The 21309-nt window shown below is 70.6% G+C and carries 8 protein-coding genes; all 8 read right to left on the minus strand.

The window, feature by feature from the left end; genetic code table 11:
• Positions 1-11184: amino acid adenylation domain-containing protein (locus AB0B48_RS05840; protein ID WP_357196471.1), on the minus strand; the 11184-nt coding region annotated here is incomplete at its 3' end.
• Positions 11181-16178, minus strand: coding sequence for an amino acid adenylation domain-containing protein (locus tag AB0B48_RS05845; RefSeq protein ID WP_357196474.1), 4998 nt, complete (start codon positions 16176-16178; stop codon positions 11181-11183). The genes AB0B48_RS05840 and AB0B48_RS05845, both read right to left, overlap by 4 nt.
• Positions 16179-16226: 48 nt before the next feature.
• Positions 16227-16433 (minus strand): MbtH family NRPS accessory protein, encoded by a 207-nt coding sequence (locus tag AB0B48_RS05850; RefSeq protein WP_357196477.1) that lies wholly within the window; start codon positions 16431-16433, stop codon positions 16227-16229.
• A gap of 10 nt (positions 16434-16443) precedes the next feature.
• Positions 16444-17466 carry a 2,3-diaminopropionate biosynthesis protein SbnB gene (sbnB, locus tag AB0B48_RS05855; RefSeq protein WP_357196480.1) on the minus strand — a complete coding sequence of 341 codons (1023 nt, stop codon included), beginning with the start codon at positions 17464-17466 and terminating at the stop codon, positions 16444-16446.
• Complete coding sequence (gene sbnA, locus AB0B48_RS05860; protein ID WP_357196534.1) at positions 17460-18428, minus strand: 2,3-diaminopropionate biosynthesis protein SbnA; 969 nt, start codon at positions 18426-18428, stop codon at positions 17460-17462. Before sbnA ends, sbnB begins: the two co-directional genes overlap by 7 nt.
• Positions 18429-18640: 212 nt before the next feature.
• Entirely contained in the window at positions 18641-19996 is a 1356-nt protein-coding gene (locus tag AB0B48_RS05865) for a condensation domain-containing protein (protein ID WP_357196483.1), read from the minus strand.
• The gene (locus AB0B48_RS05870; RefSeq protein ID WP_357196486.1) at positions 19993-20247 is read right to left on the minus strand and encodes an acyl carrier protein; all 255 of its coding nucleotides are present in this window, start codon (positions 20245-20247) and stop codon (positions 19993-19995) included. The genes AB0B48_RS05865 and AB0B48_RS05870 overlap by 4 nt, the downstream gene beginning before the upstream one ends.
• Before the next feature lie 41 nt (positions 20248-20288).
• Positions 20289-21236: a beta-ketoacyl-ACP synthase III gene (locus AB0B48_RS05875; RefSeq protein ID WP_208741030.1), complete on the minus strand. Its 948-nt coding sequence runs from the start codon at positions 21234-21236 to the stop codon at positions 20289-20291.
• Between the last annotated feature and the right edge of the window lie 73 nt (positions 21237-21309).

The following is a 21309-nucleotide window of genomic DNA, read 5'->3' on the forward strand; positions in this document are numbered from 1 at the left end:
CGGATAACCCGGATCCAACGGCACATACACACCACCGGCCTTATGCACCGCCAACATCGCCACAACCTGCTCCACCGAACGATGCAGACACACACCCACCAACACCTCGGCACCCACACCCACCGACCGCAAATACCGAGCCAACCTGTTCGCCGCCGCATTCAACTCCGAATACGACAACGACACCCCACCATCACCAATCGCAACCGCCCCACCAGCAGAAGCAGCCCTCGCCTCGAACGCCGAGAACGCCACCCCCGAGACCGGCACCACCGGCCCCACACCCACCCGCGACAACCACTGCGCCTCATCGGATGGCACACACACCACCCGCGAATCCCCACCCGGATCCGCCAGCATCGACTCCAACACCACCCGGAACATCCCCGCCAACCGCACCAACCCCGCCCAGCCAAACACCCGTCCATCGGCGACGAGGTCGAGGAATCCGCTGGCCGCGGTGACCTGGAGGGCGAACTCGGTGCCACCCTCACCGGCGACGGCTTCGAAGCCGACCTGCTCCTCGCTGTCGGTGTTGGCACGCCGGAATTCGGTGTAGTCAAAGACGACGTCGATCGGGTGCGTGTCGGCACCCGTCAGCCTGCGCACCGCCGGCAACGGAAAACGCCGATGCGGCCACAACCGCACCTCACCGTCGAACACCGACCGCACCAAATCACCCCACGAACCCCCACCCCGCTCATGACCGAACGGCAACACATTGATGTACATCCCATGCACACGCTCCGCACCCCGCACCTCCGGCCGCGCATCACACACCAACCCCGTGTAAAAACGCCGCTCATCAGTCAACTGACTCATCACCTTCAAATGAGCCGCGTGCAGAACAGCCTTGGGTGACACCTCGAGCGTCGAGGCCAGGGCGCGGATCCGTGGGTCGAGGTCCTGGTAGCTGATCCGGCGCCGCAATACCGTCCCGGGAGTCGCGGACGCCTCGCCCCAGCCCGGGGGCGGAACGAACCTGGCGTACTCGGAAGTGATCTCCCGCCAGTACGCCTCGTCGCCCTCCGAGGCGAGCGCCGCCCGCTCGCCGGCAACGAAGTCGGCGTACCGGACCGCGGTCGGTTCCGGCGCCTCCGGCGCCATGCCCACGCACCGCCGCTCGTAGCAGCTGAGCAGCTCGGCCAGCAGGGTGTTGAGGTCCCAGCCACCTGTTACCAGGTGGCTGACCGCCACGGTGAGCCACCATCCGCCGTCGGTGCCGACGTGAGCGCTGACCCGCAGCAGCGGGGCGGGGTGCTCGGCGTCGAACGGTCGGGCCCGCTCGGCCTCGACGTAGCCGCGCAGGTGCGCCTCGGCCCGCTCCTCGTCCAGACGCAGGATCCGTACGTCGACGGGGGCCTGGGCGTGCACGAGTTGCAGCGGCACCGAGTAGGTGTGCGGGTCGAACGACGTACGCAGGGTTTCGTGCCGGTCGACGATGTCGTGCACCGCCGACGTGAGCGCTTCGGCCGAGAAGGGCTGGCGGCTGTGCACCCGGAAGCAGCGGACGATGTGGTACAGCGACCGCGTCGGGTCCTTCTGGATCTCCACCAGCATGCCGAGTTGCACCTGGGCGATGGGGTACGCGTCGGTGAAGCCGGCGGGCAGGGCTGCCCGGTCGGCGTCGTCGAGCAGCGCGAACGGGGCGACCGGCTGGAACTCCGGTGCAACCTCGGCGGCGTCCTTGGCCGTCAGGTGCGCGGCGAGCGCGGCAACGGTGCGGTGCACGAAGACGTCTCGGACGCCAACGGGGAAGCCGGCTCCCCGGAGGGCGCCGACCAGGGCCACCGCGCGTAGTGAATCGCCGCCGAGGTCGAAGAAGCTGTCCACGACGCTGACCGTGTCGAGGGTCAGCACGCGTGCCCAGATCTCCGCGAACTGCTGCTCGAGTTCGGTGCGGGGAGCCACGTGCACCCGGCCGGATGCTCCGACCGACGCGGCGAGGGCGGCCCGGTCGACCTTGCCGTTGGCGTTCAGCGGGATCGACTTCACCGCCACGAGGTCCGCCGGGATCATGTACTCCGGCAGTCGACTGGCGCATTCCTGCCGCACCCGGGCGGCCAGATCGGCGTCCGGTCCTTCGGGGACGTAGAAGGCGAGCAGCCGCGCCTCTTCCGGATCGATCAGGGCCACCGTCTCGCGGACGCCGGCCACAGCGCCGATCACCGACTCGATCTCGCCCAACTCGATGCGGTAACCACGGACCTTCACCTGGTGATCGACCCGGCCGACGAACTCCACCGCACCATCGGCCAACCGACGAACCAGATCCCCGGTCTTGTACAACCGCGACCCATCCGAGGCGAACGGATCCGGCACAAACCGATCCGCCGTCAACCCCGACTGACCCACATACCCCCGAGCAACCCCCACACCACCAACAAACAACTCACCAACCACACCCACCGGCACCAAATTCATGAACGAATCAAGCACGAACATCCGCATACCCGGCAACGCCCGACCAATCGGCACCACCGGCATCGTCTGCTCCACCCGCACCGGGAAAACACACGTACCCACCGACGCCTCCGTCGGCCAGTACTCATTGATCAGATTCCCCGCACCCTCAATGCCCAACCACCGGTTCGCCAACGCCGCAGGCAAACCCTCACCCGCAACCACCACCACCGGCGCCAAACCCGCCAACCGCTCATCCGACAACTGCCGACCCAGAATCTCCAAATGACCCGGCGTCAACTTCAAGAAACTAAACGGAGCAGCCGCCGACAACGACTCCCCCAACTCCGCCAAATCCAAATCCTGATCCACCATGAACACCCGCTGACCCACCACCAACGGAGCCCACACATTCGGCACCTGCAAATCAAAAGCCACCGACGAAAACACCGCCGACCCACCAGCACCACGACCGGCCAACTCCACCGACGCCCAACGAACATGATTCGCCAAACCCCGATGCGAAACCTGCACACCCTTCGGCCGACCCGTCGAACCCGACGTGAAAATCACATACGCCACATCATCCAGATCCACCACACCCGGCAACACCACCGACTCCACCTGCGGAGCGTGCTCCACCACCAGAACCTCGACGCCAGGCGCGAACCGATCCGCATAACGCGTCGACGTCACCACACAGGACACACCGGCATCGGCCAGCATCGAGGCGATGCGACCGGCCGGATACGACGGATCCAGCGGCACGAACGCCGCCCCCGCCTTCCACACCCCCAGCAGCGCCGCCACCAGATCAACACCCCGATCCAACAACACCCCCACCACCGAACCCCGACCCACACCCCCCGAGGCCAACCACGACCCCACCACCACGGCCCGCGCATCCAGCTCCGCGAAGGTCCCACCGTTGACGGCCTCACCCGACGGCACCGCCGTGACCTGGCGCTCAACAGCCGCCAGCACCGACTCCGACACGGGCTCCACCGCGCCGTCACCATCGGCCAACACCACCGACACCTCACCGGCCGGCAGACACACCACCCGCGCGTCCCCACCCGAATCCGCCACCATCGCCTCCAGCACCACGCGATACATGGCGCCCAGGCGCAGCACGTTGGGGTAGCTGACGACGTGGGGGTCGCTGAGGATGCTGAGCGTGCCGTCCAGCGTGGAGACGTGCAGGTCGAACTCACTGGACGCCTCGTAGACGGCCTCGTCGAAGCCGACCCGCTCGGTGTCGACCTGCGCGAAGTCGAGGTAGTTGAAGAGGATCTCGATGGGTCGGGCGCCGTCGGTGAACCGCTGCACCGACGGCAGCGGGTAGTGCCGGTGCGGCCACAGCTCCAGCTCGGCGTCGAAGGTCTGCCGGATCAGCTCCGCCCAGGTGGCAGCCGGGCCACGGTGCACGATCGGCAACGTGTTCAGGTGCATGCCGTACACCCGGTCCGCGCCGGTCACCTCGGGCCGCCCGTGGCAGACCAGGCCGCTGGTGAAGACGAGTTCGCCGGTGAGCTGGCTCATCACCTTCAGGTGCGCGGCCAGCAGCACGCTCTTCAGCGCGGTGCCGGTGCTGCTGGCCAGGTCTCGGAGCCCGTCGATCAGGTCGTGCAGCGGCACCCGGGTGCCGCACTGGAACTGGGGGTCGGAGTCGGGGGCGCCCCACCCGGCAGGCAACGCGAAGCGCGGGTGCTCGACGACACCTCGCCAGTACGCCTCGTCCTCGGCGGAGGTCAGCGCGGCCAGTTCCGCGGCGACGAAGTCGGCGTAGCGCACCGGCAACGCGTCGACGGGCACCGGAGCACCGGTGTCCCGCAGCCGCCGGTAGTTGTCGAGGATCTCCATGAGCAGGGAGTGGTGGCTCCAGCCTTCGAGGATGCCGTGCGACATGGTCAGGACGAACCACCAGGCGTTGCCCTCGCCGATCGCACCGGCGACGCGTATCTGCGGGACCTCATCCGGCGCGAACGGGTTGGCCCGTTCGGCGGCCATGAAGGCGCTCATCCGGGCCTCGGTGTCCGGGCCACGCAGGTCCAGCTCGGTGACCTCGATCGGCACCTCGGCGTGCACGAGTTGCAGCGGCACCGAGTAGCCGTTCAGGTCGAACGACGTACGCAGGATCTCGTGCCGGTCGACGACCGTCTGCACGGCGCGGCGCAGCGCGTCAAGGACCAGCGGCTGCTCGTCGTGGATCGGGAAGGCCGAGACGTTGTGGTACGTGTGCCGCTCGGTGTCGGTCATCGTCTTGACGAGCATGCCGAGCTGGACCTGAGCGATGGGGTACGCGTCGGCGAGGCCGGCGGGCAGGGCCGCCCGGTCGGCGTCGTCGAGTAGCGCGAACGGGACCACCGGCTGGAACGCCGGCTCGACGGGGGTCTGCTCCGCTTCGAGGTTCGCGGCGAGCGCGGCGACGGTCCGGTGCAGGAAGATGTCGCGCACCGAGGCGGGGATCCCGGCCGTACGCAGTGCGCCGACGAGAGCGATGGCGCTGATCGAGTGACCGCCGAGGTCGAAGAAGCTGTCGTCGACGCTCACCGTCTCCAGGTTCAGCACCTGCGCCCAGATGTCCGCGAGCCGCCGCTCCAGGTGGGTACGCGGGGCCACGTGCACCCGCCCACCACCGGTCACCGAGGCGGCCAGGGCGGCCCGGTCGACCTTGCCATTGGCGTTCAGGGGGATCGACTTCACCGCCACGAGGTCCGCCGGGATCATGTACTCCGGCAGTCGACTGGCGCACTCCTGCCGCACCCGGGCCGCCAGTTCGACGTCCGGGCTGGCCGGCACGTAGAACGCCAGCAGCCGGGACTCGTCGCCGTGCACCAGCGCCACCACCTCACGCACCCCGGCCACCGCGCCGATCACCGACTCGATCTCGCCCAACTCGATGCGGTAACCACGGACCTTCACCTGGTGATCAACCCGGCCGACGAACTCCACCGCACCATCGGCCAACCGACGAACCAGATCCCCGGTCTTGTACAACCGCGACCCATCCGAGGCGAACGGATCCGGCACAAACCGATCCGCCGTCAACCCCGACTGACCCACATACCCCCGAGCAACCCCCACACCACCAACAAACAACTCACCAACCACACCCACCGGCACCAAATTCATGAACGAATCAAGCACGAACATCCGCATACCCGGCAACGCCCGACCAATCGGCACCACCGGCAACGTCTGCTCCACCCGCACCGGGAAAACACACGTACCCACCGACGCCTCCGTCGGCCCGTACTCATTGATCAGATTCCCCGCACCCACAATGCCCAACCACCGGTTCGCCAACGCCGCAGGCAAACCCTCACCCGCAACCACCACCACCGGCGCCAAACCCGCCAACCGCTCATCCGACAACTGCCGACCCAGAATCTCCAAATGACCCGGCGTCAACTTCAAGAAACTAAACGGAGCAGCCGCCGACAACGACTCCCCCAACTCCGCCAAATCCAAATCCTGATCCACCATGAACACCCGCTGACCCACCACCAACGGAGCCCACACATTCGGCACCTGCAAATCAAAAGCCACCGACGAAAACACCGCCGACCCACCAGCACCACGACCGGCCAACTCCACCGACGCCCAACGAACATGATTCGCCAAACCCCGATGCGAAACCTGCACACCCTTCGGCCGACCCGTCGAACCCGACGTGAAAATCACATACGCCACATCATCCAGATCCACCACACCCGGCAACACCACCGACTCCACCTGCGGAGCGTGCTCCACCACCAGAACCTCGACGCCAGGCGCGAACCGATCCGCATAACGCGTCGACGTCACCACACAGGACACACCGGCATCGGCCAGCATCGAGGCGATGCGACCGGCCGGATACGACGGATCCAGCGGCACGAACGCCGCCCCCGCCTTCCACACCCCCAGCAGCGCCGCCACCAGATCAACACCCCGATCCAACAACACCCCCACCACCGAACCCCGACGGACACCCCGCGAGGCCAACCACGACCCCAGCACCACGGCCCGCGCATCCAGCTCCGCGAAGGTCCCACCGTTGACGGCCTCACCCGACGGCACCGCCGTGACCTGGCGCTCAACAGCCGCCAGCACCGACTCCGACACGGGCTCCACCGCGCCGTCACCATCGGCCAACACCACCGACACCTCACCGGCCGGCAGACACACCACCCGCGCGTCCCCACCCGAATCCGCCACCATCGCCTCCAGCACCACGCGATACATGGCGCCCAGGCGGCGCAGGGCGTCGTGGCCGACGTGCCGCTGGCTGGCCTGCAGGGTGAGGAAGCCGAGCCGGCTGAACACGCCGAGCGGGAACTCGGTGGGGCTGTCGTCAATGGACTCGGCGTAGTCGATGTCGTCGGTGTCGATCTGGTGGAAGTCGTGGAAGCTGAACCGCACGTCGAGCATGCGGGCGTCCTCGCCGACCTCCCGCTGCAGGGTGGACAGCGGGTAGCGCCGGTGCGGCCACAGCTCCACCTCGGCGTCGAAGGTCCGCTGGATCAGCTCGTCCCAGGTGGCGGCCGGACCGTCGTAGCCGACCGGAACGGTGTTGAGGTGCATGCCGTACACCCGGTCCGCGCCGGCCGCCTCGGGCCGGATGTTGCAGACCAGGCCGGTGTAGAACCGCTCCGCGCCGGTGAGCTGGCTCATCACCTTGAGGTGCGCAGCCAGCATGATCGACTTGAACGGCACGCCGAGGCGCCGGCCCAGGTCGCGCAGCGCGGATTCGAGGTCCTGCACCGGCACCCAGTGCTCGTGCTTGGCGCCCTCCGGTGCCTCGGGGTCACCCCAGCCGGTGGGCAGGTCGTGACGGGCCCGACCGGTCAGGACACCACGCCAGTACGCCCGGTCGGCGTCACCGGCGACCGACCGCCGTTCGGCAGCGACGGCGTCGGCGAAGCGCACCGACGGGATGGGCCGATGCGACAGCGGCTCTCCGGCCCGGATCTGCTGGTACGCGCGGACCAGCTCCATGATCAGCGAGTGGTAGCTCCACCCGTCCAGGATCGGGTGGCACTCGGTGATGGTGAGCCACCAACTGCCGTCGGCGCAGGTCCTGGCGTGCAGCCGCAGCAGCGACGGGCGATCGAGGTCGAACAGACGGGCCCGCTCGACCGCGATGTGCTCGCGCAGCTCCCGGTCCAGCTCGGCCCGCTCTGCGGCAGGGCTGTGGTCGTGCGTGACGGCCAGCTCGGCGGTGGCGTGCACCAGCTGCATGGGCACCGAATAGCTGGTCAGGTCGAACGAGGTACGCAGCACCTCGTGGCGGCGCACCAGCAGTGCCGCGGCGGCACGCAGCGCGTCCAGGGAGAACTCCCCTTCGCCACGGACCCGGTAGCTGGTCACGTTGTGGTACGGGTTCTGCTCGGTGTCGGACAGCAGCTCGACAAGCATGCCGAGCTGACCCTGGGTGCACGGGTAGGCGTCCACCAGGCCGGCGGGCAGCGCGGCCCGGTCCGCCTCGCCGACCAGCTCGAACGGGGCGACCGCAGGCTCCGGCTCGGCGGCCGGCCGTGCGGTGAGCAGTTCGGCCAGCTCGGCGACGGTACGCCGCTCGAAGATGTCCCGGACCTCGACGTCGAAGGACGCCTCACGCAACGCGCCGGCCAGTGCCACCGCGCGGATGGAGTCGCCGCCGAGATCGAAGAAGCCGTCCTGCACACCGACCCGGTCCAGCCCGAGGGTGGCGGTCCAGATGTCAACGAGCTGCTGCTCCACAGTGGTGCGCGGGGCCACGTACGGGCGGTCGACGGCGGCCACCGAACGGCCCGGGGCGGGCAGCGCGGCCTGGTTGAGCTTGCCGTTGACGGTCAGCGGGATCCGGGGCAGCGGCATGAACGCCACCGGGATCATGTAGTCCGGCAGCGTCCGGCCGAGCGCCGTACGCAGCTGTGAGGGGCGCAGCAGCGTCGAGGTGTCGTCGGCCACCAGATAGGCGGTCAGCCGCTGGTCGCCCGGGTTGTCCTCGCGCAGCACCACGACCGCGTCCCGAACGCCGGGCAGGACGGTCAGGGCCGCCTCGATCTCGCCCAGCTCCACCCGGTAGCCACGGATCTTGACCTGGTGGTCGATGCGTCCGACGAACTCCAGCCGTCCGTCGGCGTACCGGCGGGCGAGGTCGCCGCTGCGGTAGAGCCGCGAACCGGGCGGCCCCCACGGGTCCGGCACGAACCGCTGCGCGGTGAGGTCGGCGCGACCGAGGTAGCCGCGGGCGACACCCGGGCCACCCACGTGGATCTCGCCGGGCACACCGATCGGCACCGATCGACCGTCGGCGTCGAGCAGGTGGACGGTGAGGTCCGACAGCGGTACGCCGATCAGGCTGGCCGTGCCGCCCACCTCGTCGGCGGTGACCCGGTGGTACGTGGTGTGCACGGTGGTCTCGGTGATCCCGTACATGTTGATCAGGTGCGGTGCGTCCACGCCACGGCTGGCCACCCACGGTGCCAAATCGGCGAAGTCCAGTTTCTCGCCGCCGAAGGTCACCACCCGCAGGGCGAGCCGGTCGATCCGGGCGTCGCCGTCGGCCGCGAGCCGGACCAGCGCGCGGAACGCCGTGGGCGTCTGGCAGAGCACCGTGACCCGCTGTGCGATCAGCTCGTCGAGCAGGTCCTGCGGAGATCGGGCCAGCTCGCGGGGCACCACGAGCAGCCGACCGCCGTGCAGCAGGCAGCCCCAGATCTCCCAGACGGAGAAGTCGAAGGCGTACGAGTGCAGCAGGGTCCACACGTCGTCCGGGCCGAACCGGTAGTCGGCGGCGGTGACGGTCAGCAGCCGCAGCACCTGCCGGTGGGCCACCGCGACACCCTTGGGGCGGCCGGTGGAGCCCGAGGTGTAGATGACGTAGCAGAGGTTGTCGACGTCCATGGGCACGGCCGGGTCGGCGACCGGCTGGGCGGCCAGCTCGGCGACGAGGTCCGGGGCGTCCAGCAGGACTACTGTCCCACCGAAGCCGGCGAACCGGTCGCGGTGGACGGTCGTGGTCAGCACGATCTCCGCCCCGGCGTCGTTGATCATGAAGTCGAGGCGCTCGTCCGGCGAGGCCGGGTCGAGGGGCAGGTACGCCGCGCCGGACTTGAGCACGCCGAGCAGGGCCGGCACCAGTTCGGGGGCGTGGTCGAGATGCACACCGACCAGCCGCTCCGGGCCGGCACCGTGGCCACGTAGCCAGTGGGCGAGCCGGTTGGCGTCGGCGTTCAGCTCGGCGTAGCTGCGGGTGGTGTCGCCCGCCGTCACCGCAGGAGCGTGGGGGTGGGTGGCCGCCATCGCCTCGAAGACGCCGTGCACGGTGCCGGTGACCGGGTCTGCGGTGACCGGCCCCCGGGTCACCACGGCCAGCTCGGCGGCACCGAGGATGGCCAGGTCGGACAGTCGGGCCGTCGGGTCGGCCGTCACCTGCTCCAGGAGCCGCACCAGGTGGTCGGCGGCGCGCTCGACGGTGGCCGGGTCGAACAGGGCGGTGGCGTACTCGATCCGGCCGCGCAGCCCGCCGTCGACGCCCTCCATCATGTGCAGCGTGAAGTCCACCTTGGACGTACGCAGGGGCAGCTCGACCGGCTCCACGCGCAGGTCGCCGGGCCAGTCGGTGGTGGGCGGCTCGCTCTGGAGGGTGATCGCTACCTGGTAGAGCGGGGTACGGGACGGATCCCGCTCCGGCTCCAGCTCGTCGGCCAGCAGCGCGAACGGGGCGTCGGTGTGGTCGAACGCGCCCAGCACGGTGTCCCGAGTCTGCGCCAGCAGAGCGGCGAACGAGGGGTCGCCGCTCCACCGTGCCCGCAGCACCAGGTTGTCGATGCCGTACCCGACGAGGTTGTGCAGCTCCGCTCGGCTGCGCGCGGACGACACCGTGCCCACGGCGAGGTCGGTCCGGCCGGTGTAGCGCGACAGCAGCACCTGGTAGGCGCTGAGCAGGGTGACGAAGACGGTGGTGCCGGCGTCGCGGGCGACGGTGCGCAGCGCGGCGGACAGATCGGCGCTCAGGGTGAACGGCACCGACGAACCGCGCCAGTCCCGGTTCCTCGGCCGGGTCCGGTCGGCCGGTAGCTCCACCGGCGTCAGCCCGGCGAGTTGGTCGCGCCAGTAGGCGAGCGACCGGGCCACCGGCTCGGCGCGCGACCGGCCGCGCTGCCAGGCGGCGAAGTCGGCGTACTGCACGGTGGGCGCCGGCAGCCAGGGCTCGACGCCGACCCGGAGGGCGGCGTACAACTCGGCCAGTTCGCCGGTGAGCACCGCGACCGACGGCGCGTCGCAGGCGATGTGGTGCAGCACCAGGGCGAGGACGTGCTCATCGGTGTCCAGTCGGACCAGCACCGCTCGCAACGGCCACTCCCGGGCCAGGTCGAACCCGTTGCGCGCGCTGTCGGCGAGCGCAGCGTCGAGCGCCGCCTCCCGCTCGGCGCGGGGCCTGTCGGTCAGGTCCACCACCGGCAGGTCGCGGTGCGCCGGCGGGTCGATCACCTGGACCGGAGAGGTGCCGGCGAGGGCGTAGCGGGTGCGAAGGATCTCGTGCCGGGCGACCAGGGCGTCGAGTGCACGGCCCAGCGCGTCGGCGTCCAGCGGGCCGTGCAGCCGCAGCGCGGAGGAGACGAGGTATTCCGCGCTGGTGGGGTCCATCCGGTTGAGGAACCACATCTGCTGCTGGCCGTACGACAGCGGCAGCTCCCCCGACCGGTCGACGGTCGGGATCCGGTCCCGGCGGCCGGTACGACGGCCGGCCAGGCGACGCTGGACGAGTTCTTCACGCAGGTTCGGCTCGTTGGCGATGCTGGTCATGCCGGGGACTCCTCGGATCGCGAAAGGTCGTGGGTGAGGTCGGCGGCGTCCAGCGCGTCGATTTCCGCTCGGATCAGGTCTTCGATGGCGATCGCCTGGGCACGCACCGTCGGGTGCTCGAACACCAGCCGGATCGGCAGGTCGAGGTCGAACTCCTCCTGCAGCCCGGCGATCAGCCGGGCGGCGAGCACCGAGTGGCCGCCCAGGAGGAAGAAGTCGGTGGTGGCGCCGATCCGCCCGTCGAGCAGTTCCGCCCAGATCGCGGCGACCCGCTTCTCGACCACGCTCTGCGGCGCGACGAACTCGGTGGGATCGGCGGCGCCGTCGGCGAGTGCCGCGTCGAGCCGGCCGCGCAGCCCGTCCCGGTCGACCTTGCCGTTGGCGTTGAGGGGTATGCGCTCCACGGGTACGAACAGGCTCGGCACCATGAAGTCGGGCAACGGCCGGGCGCAGTACGCGGCCAGGTCGGTGGCCTCGCCGACGTAGAAGGCGACCAGGCGGTCCTGGTGGGCGAGGACCACGCAGTCGCGTACCCGGGGATGTTGGGCGACGACAGCGCTGATCTCGCCGGGTTCGATCCGGTAGCCGCGGACCTTGACCTGGTCGTCCACCCGACCGACGAAGGCCATCGTGCCGTCGGGTCGCCAGTGGCCCAGGTCGCCGCTGCGGTAGAGGCGGGCGCCCGGCGGGCCGAAGGGGTCGGGCACGAAGCGGTCGGCGGTCAGCCCGGGCCGCCCGACGTAGCCGGTGGCCAGGCACTCGCCGCCGATGTACAGCTCGCCGACGGCGCCGACCGGCAGCAGCCGCATCGCGTCGTCCAGGATCCGCACCACGGTGTTCGCCATCGGCCGGCCGATCGACACGATCTCGCTGGTCTGTGGTGCGACGACCGGGTACGCCGACATGATCACGGTGGTCTCGGTCGGACCATAGGAGTTGATCAGGCCGCCGGGGCCAAGCCTGTCGAGCCACTGGTTCGCCACCGACCCGCGCAGCACCCCACCGGCCACCCAGAGCTGACCGGCCAGCCGCTGCGCCTGCGCGGCGTCGACCTGCGCCGCCAGCAACTCCAGGTGCGGGGGCGTCATGATGAAACGGTCGTACGGGCCGGCGGTCAGCAGCAGCGCGCCGAGTTGGGTGAGGTCGAAATCCTGCGGAAGCAGGGTCACCGGCTGGCCGGCCACCAGCGGCCCCCACAGGTTGGAGATCGACAGGTCGAAGGCGATGGTGGAGAACAGCGGAGCCCCTCCGCCGGCCGGGCGGCCTCCCCGGTCGCCGAGCGCCTCGGTCTCGGTGGCGCAGGCCAGGAAGTTCGTCACCGCCGCGTGGGAGAGCAGCACCCCCTTGGGGCGGCCGGTCGATCCGGAGGTGAACAGCACGTACGCCGTCTGCGCCGGGTCGAGATCGCGGGCCGGCGCGGTGTGCGGTTCGGCGCTGACCATCAGCCGGTGGGTGTCCACCTGGAGGGTGGGCACCCCGAACCGGTCGGCGTATCGCGAGTCGGTGATGGCGAGGCCGACGCCGGCGGTGTCGAGCAGGTAGCCGATCCGCTCAGCCGGGTACGACGGATCCAGCGGAAGGCATGCCGCACCCGCCTTCCAGCAGCCGAGAATCGCGGCGACCAGGTCCGGTCCCCGCGCCAGCAGTACGGCGATTGTCGCGCCCGATCCGGTGTCGGAGCGGCGCAGATGGTTGGCGAACTGGTTGGCCCGGTCGTCCAACTCGGCGTAGCTGGTGCGCGCGTCGCCGTGGCGCAACGCCACGGCCTGCGGTGTCGCCGCGCGGCGCGCCTCGAACAGGTCGACCACTGTGGTGGCCGGCCGGGGCACCGTCGGCCCGTTCCACTCGTGCAGCAGGCGCTGCCGCTCCTCGGCCGAGAACGGGTCGAGCTGGTCCAGGCGGGCGTCCGGCTCGTCGGCGGCGGCGCGCAGCAGCCGGACGAAGTGGTCGGCCAGTCGTCGCACGGTCGCGTCGTCGAACAGCGCGGTGGCGTACTCCACGGCGCCGGCGAGGGAACCGTCCGGTTGCGGCCACAGGTGCACGGTCAGGTCGGTCTTGGCCACTGTGGACGCTTGCCGCAGCGCCTCGATCGTGATCGGGTCGTCGGCCACCCGGCCGGTGATCCCGCCCGCCTGGTAGTTCAGCGCCACCTGGTAGAGGGGGGTGCGGGACAGGTCCCGCTCGCCGACCAGGTCGTACACCACGCGGTCGAAGGGCAGGTCCTGGTGGGCCAGGGCAGCGACGGTACGGTCGCGGACTCGCCTGACCGCCTGAGTGAAGCCGGACGCCGGGTCCAGGGTGCAGCGCAGCACCACCGGGTTGAGGAAGATCCCGGCCGCCTGGTCCAGCTCGGTGGGCCGGTGCCCGGAGGTGGGGGTGCCGATCGGCACGTCCCACTGCCCGGTACAGCGGGCGAGTAGCGTGGCGAAGCCGGTGAGCAGGGTCATGAACGGGCTGGCAGCGCAGCGCCGGCCCACCTCGGTCAGGGCGCCCGCGACCTCCGCGTCGACGGTGAAGCCGAGCATCCTGCCCTGCGCGTCCCGCCGGGCCGGACGCGGACGGTCCAGCGGCAACTCCAGCTGGGGCATCCCGGCCAGCGTCTCCCGCCAGTACGCCAGCTCCCGCCCGACGACCTCGTCGGTGAGGTGCCGCTGCTGCCAGACCGCGTAGTCGGCGTACTGCACCCGCAGCTTTGCCAGGTCGGCCGGCCGTCCCTGCGCGGCGGCGTCGCACAGCTCCCGCAGGTCCCGTTCGAGGACGTCGGCGCTGCCGGCGTCGGATGCGATGTGGTGCACGGCCAGCACCAGCAGGTGATCCCGGCCGGCGGCGACGGCGAGCCCGGCCCGCCACAGCGGACCGGTGTGCAGGTCGAAACCCCGGCCGAGCTGGTCGGTGATCAGTTCGGCCAACCCGCCGTGGCTGACGTCGCGCACCTCCAGGTCGACATCTCCCGGCGGTACGACCTGCTGGCGGGCCACGCCGTCGACGACCAGGTAGCGGGTGCGCAACGGCTCGTGCCGTGCCTCGAGCGCGTGCAGGGCCACCCGGACGTGGTCGGGGTGGATGGCGGCGGGCAGCCGTACGTGCACGGGGACGACCCACTCCTTGCTGCGCGGGTCGAGCTGGTCGAGCATCCAGAGCCGGTGCTGGGCGGCGGAGAGCGGCAGCGGCCGGTCACGTCCCACGGGCAGCACCGGTGGAGCCGCCGGGGTGGCCGCCTCCACCAGCCGGGCCTGTGCGGCCACGGTGGTGTGGGTGAGCAGGTCGCGCAGCGTCACCGCGCCGCCCGCCCCGCTGAGCCGGCTCTCCAGCGCCAGCGTCACCAGTGAGGAGCCGCCGAGCTGGTAGAAGTCGTCGTCGACGCCGACCTCGTCGACGCCGAGCAGGTCCCGCCAGATGGCCGCGACAGTCTGTTCGGCGGCGGTCCGCGGCGACCGGAGCGCCGGGCGGTCGAGAGGGTCGATCGCCGGCAGGGCGGACCGGTCGATCTTGCCGCTGGCGGTGAGCGGGAACTCCGCCACCGGCTGGAACACGGCCGGCACGAGCGCCTCGGGCAGTCGACCGACGCAGAACGCGCGCAGGGCCGCCGGGTCTAGTGACCGGCGACCGGCGACGTACGCGGCGAGCTGCCGGCGACCGGCCGGGTCGGTGTGCCCCACCACCACCGCCGACTGGACGTCCGGGTGCGCGGCGAGCACCGCCTCCACCTCGGCCGGCTCAATCCGTACCCCGTTGACCTTGAGTTGGTGATCGGTCCGACCGACGAACTCCAGGCTCCGGTCGGCGCGCCACCGGACCTGGTCGCCGGTGCGGTAGAGGCGCTCGCCGGGCGGCCCGTACTCGTCGGGCACGAACCGTTCGGCGGTCAGGTCCGGCCGGTGCAGATAGCCCCGGCCCAGGTTGGCCCCACCGATGTAGAGCTCGCCGACCACACCCACCGGCACCGGCCGACGGTCGGCGTCGAGGACCTGGACGCGGACGCCGGGCAGCGGGCGCCCGATCGGCACCGGCCCGGCCGGCTGGGCCGGGTCCACCGGGTGGGCGGTCACGTCGATGGCGCACTCGGTGGGGCCGTAGGTGTTCCACACCCGCACCTCGGGCGTGACCATCAGCCGCCGGCACAGGTCGGCGTACAACGGCTCACCCGCCGAGAAGATCAGCCGCAGGCTGGTGCAGTCGGCCCAACCGGGCTGGTCGACCAGCCGACCGAATACCGACGGCACTCCCTGCAGGACGGTGATCCCGTGCCGGACGACCGCCGCGACGAGGGCGGCGGGATCCCGGTGTGCCCCATCCGGGGCGAGCACCACGGTGCCGCCACTGGCCAGCGGGGCGAAGAACTCCCAGCCCGCCGCGTCGAAACTGACCGAGGTCTTCTGCAACACCCGGTCGCCGGGGCCCAGGCCGTGCTCCCGGATCGTCCAGGTCACCCGGTTGCCGATACCGCGATGGGTGATCAGCACTCCCTTGGGTTCGCCGGTGGACCCGGAGGTGTAGATGGCGTACGCTAGCGAGTCCGGGTCGGGTGACGGCACCGCCGGGGTGTCCGGGCAGGCCGCGATCCGCGCCCGGTCGGCGTCCAGGCAGACGACCTGGCCGGGCGTCGCCTCGTCGCGCAACGCGTCGCGGGTGAGCAGCACTCCGGCCCCGCTGTCGGCGAGAAGCCACCGCCGCCGCTCGGCGGGGTGGGTCGGGTCCAGCGGCAGGTACGCGGCACCGGCGCGCCACACTCCCAGCAGCGCGACCACGAGGTCGACGCCGCGGTCCAGGTTGACCGCGACAAGCGATTCCGGGCCGACGCCCAGCTCGGCCAGGTACCGACCGAGTTGATTGGCCCGCCGGTCCAGTCCGGCGTAGTCCAACCGCTCGGACTCGCCGCTTACCGCGATGGCGCTGGGGGTCAGCGCGGCCTGCCGGGCGATCAACTCGGCCAGGGTGCCTGCCCCCTGGGTGGCGGCTGCGGCTGCGGGCGCCGCTGGCGGAACGATACTCATGGTGCTCCTCCGGGGGACCGGGCGCGGGCGTGGGATCGGATCAGTTGGTCAGGCCGTGGTCTGGGACTCCATGCGCTGGCGCAGGCTCAGCGGCCGCATGTCGGTCCAGATCTCGTCGATCCGGGCCAGGCATTCGTCGCGGCTGCCCTCGGTGCCCTCGGCACGCCAGCCGGCGGGCAGGTCCCGGTCGGTCCACCAGACTGAGTACTGCTCCTCGTCGTTGAGCACCACGCGGTAGCTGCGGTTGTCGGTCATTGCCACTCCTTCAGAGAGACCCGGCGAACGCCCCGGTGGCGTCCCCCACGGGTAGGAAGTCGTCAACGCGTACGCCCAGGCGTCGCTGGTCGGCGGTGGCGCGGACGTGCTCGGCGAGCACGAGGTCCAGCACGCCCAAGCCGAACGGGGACACCACCACTGGCACGTCGTCGGCGGGCAGTCGCACCTCGCCGCCGGCCAGCGCGCCGATGGTGGCGTGAATGAAGTCCCGGCCACCGGTGAGCTGCTCGGCCAACTGCAACGAGGTGCCCTCACGGCAGGCGTGATCGGCGTCGTCGACCACGTTGCGCGCGGCCAGCAGCCCTTCGGGGAGCAGGTCGCGCAGGGACAGGTGCAGCACCACCGCGCCGGGCCGGCAGGCGGCCAGGTCGAGGTGGGGCTCGGTGGCGGTGGTGGCGATCGAGACCAGCCGGTGCGCGGCCATCGCCTCCTCGGCGGTCCCGGCCAGCGTCGTCGGCATTCCCGGCAGCAGGGTTCGGGCGGTCTCGGCGAACGCCTCGGCCCGGCGCCGGTCGGTGTCGAATACCGTCAGCGCCGGCGGCGCGGCGAGAGTGCCCGCCACGAACCGCAGCACCTGCTGGTTGATCAGCCCGCAGCCGATCAGGGCCAGGCCGTCGGGGCGGCGGTCCGCGGTGAGCAGGCCGGCCGCGAGCACGGCGCTCGCCGCGGTACGTCGGGCCGAGATGACCGAACCCTCGACCAGGGCCACCGGGTGGCCGGTACGCATCGAGTTCAGCAGGATCGCCGCGCTGGCCCGTTCCAGGCCCATGGCCAGGTTGCCGGGGAAGGAGGAGATCCACTTGATCCCGCTCACCGGTGGGTCGGTGCCGAGGTAGGCGGGCAGGCCGATGATGCGGTCGCGGGGTTGCTGCGGGAAGCGCAGGAAGACCGAGTGCGGCAGGCTCGTGCGGCCCTGCTCGTGCAGCAGGTACGCGTGGCGGATCAGATCCACCACCCGGGCGTCGTCGCCGTCGAGGATGTCCCGCACCACAGCCCGACCGATGATCAGCACGTGGCGTCCTTCCACAGGTGGGTGATCTCCCCGAAATGCTGGGAAACCCATAGATCCGAATAGATGGTGTCGAGGTAGCGGTCGCCGTTGTCGGGCAGGATCAGCACGGCCGTGGCACCAGCCGGGATGTCCGCCATCCGTCGGCGTAGCGCGGCCACGGTGGCGCCGGACGACCCGCCGGCGAGGATGGCCTCCCGGTGCAGCAGCAGCCGGCAACCGACCACGCAGTCCAGGTCGGAGACGTGCATGATCTCGTCGGGTGTGGCATCGGCGGCCAGGGGCGGCACGATCGAGGCGCCGTGCCCGGGGATCAACCGGACCGCCGGCTCGTCGCCGAAGATGGCACTGCCGACCGCGTCCACCGCCACCACCCGCGTGGACAGCCCCTGCTCGCGCAGGTAGCCGACGCAGCCGACCAGCGTCCCGCAGGTGCCGGTGGAACAGAACAGATAGTCGATCTGCCCGTCGAGCGCGGTCACGATCTCGGCCATCGTCTGCCGTTGCGCCGCGGCGTTGAGCGGGTTGGCGTACTGGTCGGGGCGGTAGGCGTACGGGACCTGGTCGCACAGCTCGCGGACGCGGCGCTGCCGGGCCGGCAGGTATTCGCCGGTGACCGGGTCGGGGTGCTCGACCATCTCGATCTCCGCGTGGTACGCGGTCAGGATCGCGAGGTTCTGCCGGGTGGTCTTCGGGTCGACCACGCAGATGAACCGGATCGCGTAATACGCGCAGAACTGCGCGAGGCCGATGGCCAGATTGCCCGAGCTGGACTCGACGACCACCGATTGGCCGGGCACCAGCTCCCCGGATTCGACCTTGGCGCGCAGCATGCTCAGCGCGGTGCGGTCCTTGATGCTGCCGCCGGGATTGAACCGTTCGAGCTTCACGAACAATCGGGAGGGAAACTCCGGAAACAACCGGACCAGCTGTACCAGCGGTGTGTTTCCGACCGTCGAGAGGATACCCTCGCGCACCGTTCCTCCCTCCACAAGTGATCTACCAACGCCACGACGTTGTCAATCGGCGCTATACCGGCCCTATACCGGTGCTCGGGCGGTCAGCGCCGGGCCTGGACCCGGCCGGCGACGGGGGTCGCGCCGGCCGGACCCGGCCCGTACGGCGGGCACACCGTCCCGGTGGCACCAGAGGCGCCACGGGGCAACGCCGCGCCGGTCTATGAGGTGCCGAGCGCCAGGAGTTCGCGCAGTTCCGCCTGGTCGACCATCGGCGCCTGGGACACCACCGTCTCCGGCGTCGTGCAGGCAACCCGCAGCATCTGGAGGAAGTGCCCGGCCAGCCGCTGCACGGTCGCCTCGTCGAACAGGTCGGTGTCGTAACCGAACTCCGCCTGGAGCCGGCCGTCCTGGTACTGGGTGAGGGTCGTCGACAGGTCGAACTGGCCCTCGTCGTACGGGATGTCCAGCAGCCGGATCTGGTGCCCGGCGAACGCGTGCCGCTGGCTTGTGTAGTTGTCGCCGTGCTGGTGAGCCAGCAGGGTGACGGTCACCCGCACCGGCGGATCCTGGTTACGTCGGCCCGATCGGAGCAGCGGGAACGGGTAGGCGGCGTGGGCCACGGCGTCGGTCAACTGTCGGCCGGCCGCGGTGATCGCCGTGGCGAACGTGGTGTTCGCGTCGAACGAACCCCGCAACGCGATCGTGTTGATCAACATGCCGACCACCCCGCGCAGCGCCCGTCCCCGGCGCAGCGACGCCGGACAACCGACGGTGAACTCCCCCAGACCGGTGTAGCGGTACATCGTCGCCTGGAACGCGGCGAGCACGACCGCGTACGACGTCACCCCGGCCGCCGCCGCGGTCTCCCGCAGCCGGGCGGCGAGGTCGTCCGGGAGTTCCTGGCTGAACGCGCCGCCACGGAACGAACGCACCGGCGGACGAGGCCGGTCGGTCGGAAGCGTGGCCGCCGTGGCACCGTCGCAGACCCGATCCCAGTACGCGCGCAGCCGCTCGCCGCGCTCGCCGGCCAGCGCCGCCCGCTCTCGGGCCAGGAAGTCGTCGTAGCTGCCGGAGACCAGCGGCAACTCCACCGGCCGCCAGGCCTGCAACGCGCCGTACGCGGCGTCCAACTCCTGCCAGACGATCCGCTGCGAGTGGAAGTCGGTGGCGATGTGGTGGATGACCACCGCCAGCACGCAGTCGGTACGCCGCCGCAGCAGCGCCACCCGCATCGGACCGTCCCGCTCGAGCCGGAGCGGCCGGTCGCCGAACTCCTGGCAGCGGCGCAACAGCCCGTCGTCGTCCAGGTCGGGAACATCGTGGACCTCGACCTCGCACCCGAGGTCGGGATCGACGACCCGCACCGGCCCCTGCTCGGTCTGCACGAACCGGGACCGGAGCAGGTCGTGGCGCGATCGCACCGCCGCCACCGCCCGGCGTACCACGTCCGGGTCGAGCAGGGGTTCGACGTGCAGCCCGTGGACCACGTTGCTGGCCGGGCTGTCCGGGGCCAGCCGGTGGACCAGCCACAGCGCCCGCTGCCCTACCGACAACTCCCGGACGTTTTCGGTCACACCTCAGACCGGGCGGAGAGGACGAAGTCGCTGAGATCCTGGACCTTGGCGAAGCTGCCGACCATCTCGTCCGGCACCTCGATGTCAAAGTGGGTCTCCACGGCGGCGAGCAGGTCGACGAGCTTGAGGCTGTCCAGACCGAGCTCGACGAAGGTGTCGCCGACGTTGATCTCCCGGTCGACGTTTTCGGTCATCAGCTTGCGGGTGAGCGATACGACGTCGAGGGACACCTGGTTCACGGTCAGCGTCATGGTGCTTGTCCTTTCGAAGGAAGGGGTCGTGATCGGAGTGGTCAGGGCATCCGGATGAGCTGACCGGCGTAGGCCAGTCCCGCCCCGAAGCCCAGCAGCATCACGCGGTCGCCGGGGGTGGTCTGACCGCTCTCGTACAGACGGCTGAGCGCCAGCGGCACCGACGCGGCTGAGGTGTTGCCGGTGTCGATGATGTCCTTGGCGACCTTCTCGTCCGGGATCTGGAGGATCTCGGCCAACTGGTCGACGATGCGGAGGTTCGCCTGGTGCGGCACGAACCAGTCGATGTCCGAGAGCTCGACACCGGCCAGGGCGCACACCTTGCGGGCCACCCTCGGCACGTTCTTGGTCGACCACCGGTAGACCAGGGGGCCGTCCATCTTGGCGAACTCGCGGCCGTTGGCGTCCCACTTGGTGCCGAGGATGTCGGACCGCGCGCCGTCGCTGCCCCACACTGTCGGGCTGATGCCGTCGACCTCCGCGGGAGAGACCACCGCGGCACCCGCACCGTCACCGAAGATGACGTACGTCGCCGGGTCCTCCGGGTCGATGAACCTGCTCAGTTGTTCCGCTCCGACGACCAGCACGTTGCGGGCGCTGCCCATCCGGATCTCGTTGGCCGCGATGCCGATCGAGTAGGCGAAGCCGGCGCAGGCAGCGTTCAGGTCGAACGCGCCGGTGGCGGTGATGCCGATACGGCTGGCCACCTCGGGCGCCCCGCCCGGGATGCGGTCCTTCTTCGTCGCCGAGGCGAGGATGACCAGGTCCACGTCGGCCGGGTCGACGTTCGCCATGGCCAACGCCTTCCCGCCTGCCTCGGCGGCCATCATTGTCACGGATTCCTCCGGCCCGGACCGGTAGCGCGACCGGATGCCGGTCCGCTCCTCGATCCACTCCGGAGTCACCCCGGCTTCCTCGGCGATCTCCTCGTTGGTGATCAGCCTGCTCGGCCGGTACGCCCCCAGCCCGGTGATTGCCGCACCTGTCATCTGTGCCATCGCCTCCTCCGCACCACGCCTGGTCGGCGTCCTGGTGGCACCGTCCGGAGGCAGTGTTCGGCGG

This window comes from Micromonospora sp. NPDC049089 (assembly GCF_040648775.1).
GTDB lineage: Bacteria > Actinomycetota > Actinomycetes > Mycobacteriales > Micromonosporaceae > Micromonospora.

Coding starts and splice junctions, on each gene's coding strand:
- AB0B48_RS05845 (WP_357196474.1), bottom strand. CDS start 16,178: ATGAGTATCGTTCCGCCAGCGGCGCCCGCAGCCGCAGCCGCCACCCAG.
- AB0B48_RS05875 (WP_208741030.1), bottom strand. CDS start 21,236: ATGACAGGTGCGGCAATCACCGGGCTGGGGGCGTACCGGCCGAGCAGG.
- AB0B48_RS05870 (WP_357196486.1), bottom strand. CDS start 20,247: ATGACGCTGACCGTGAACCAGGTGTCCCTCGACGTCGTATCGCTCACC.
- AB0B48_RS05850 (WP_357196477.1), bottom strand. CDS start 16,433: ATGACCGACAACCGCAGCTACCGCGTGGTGCTCAACGACGAGGAGCAG.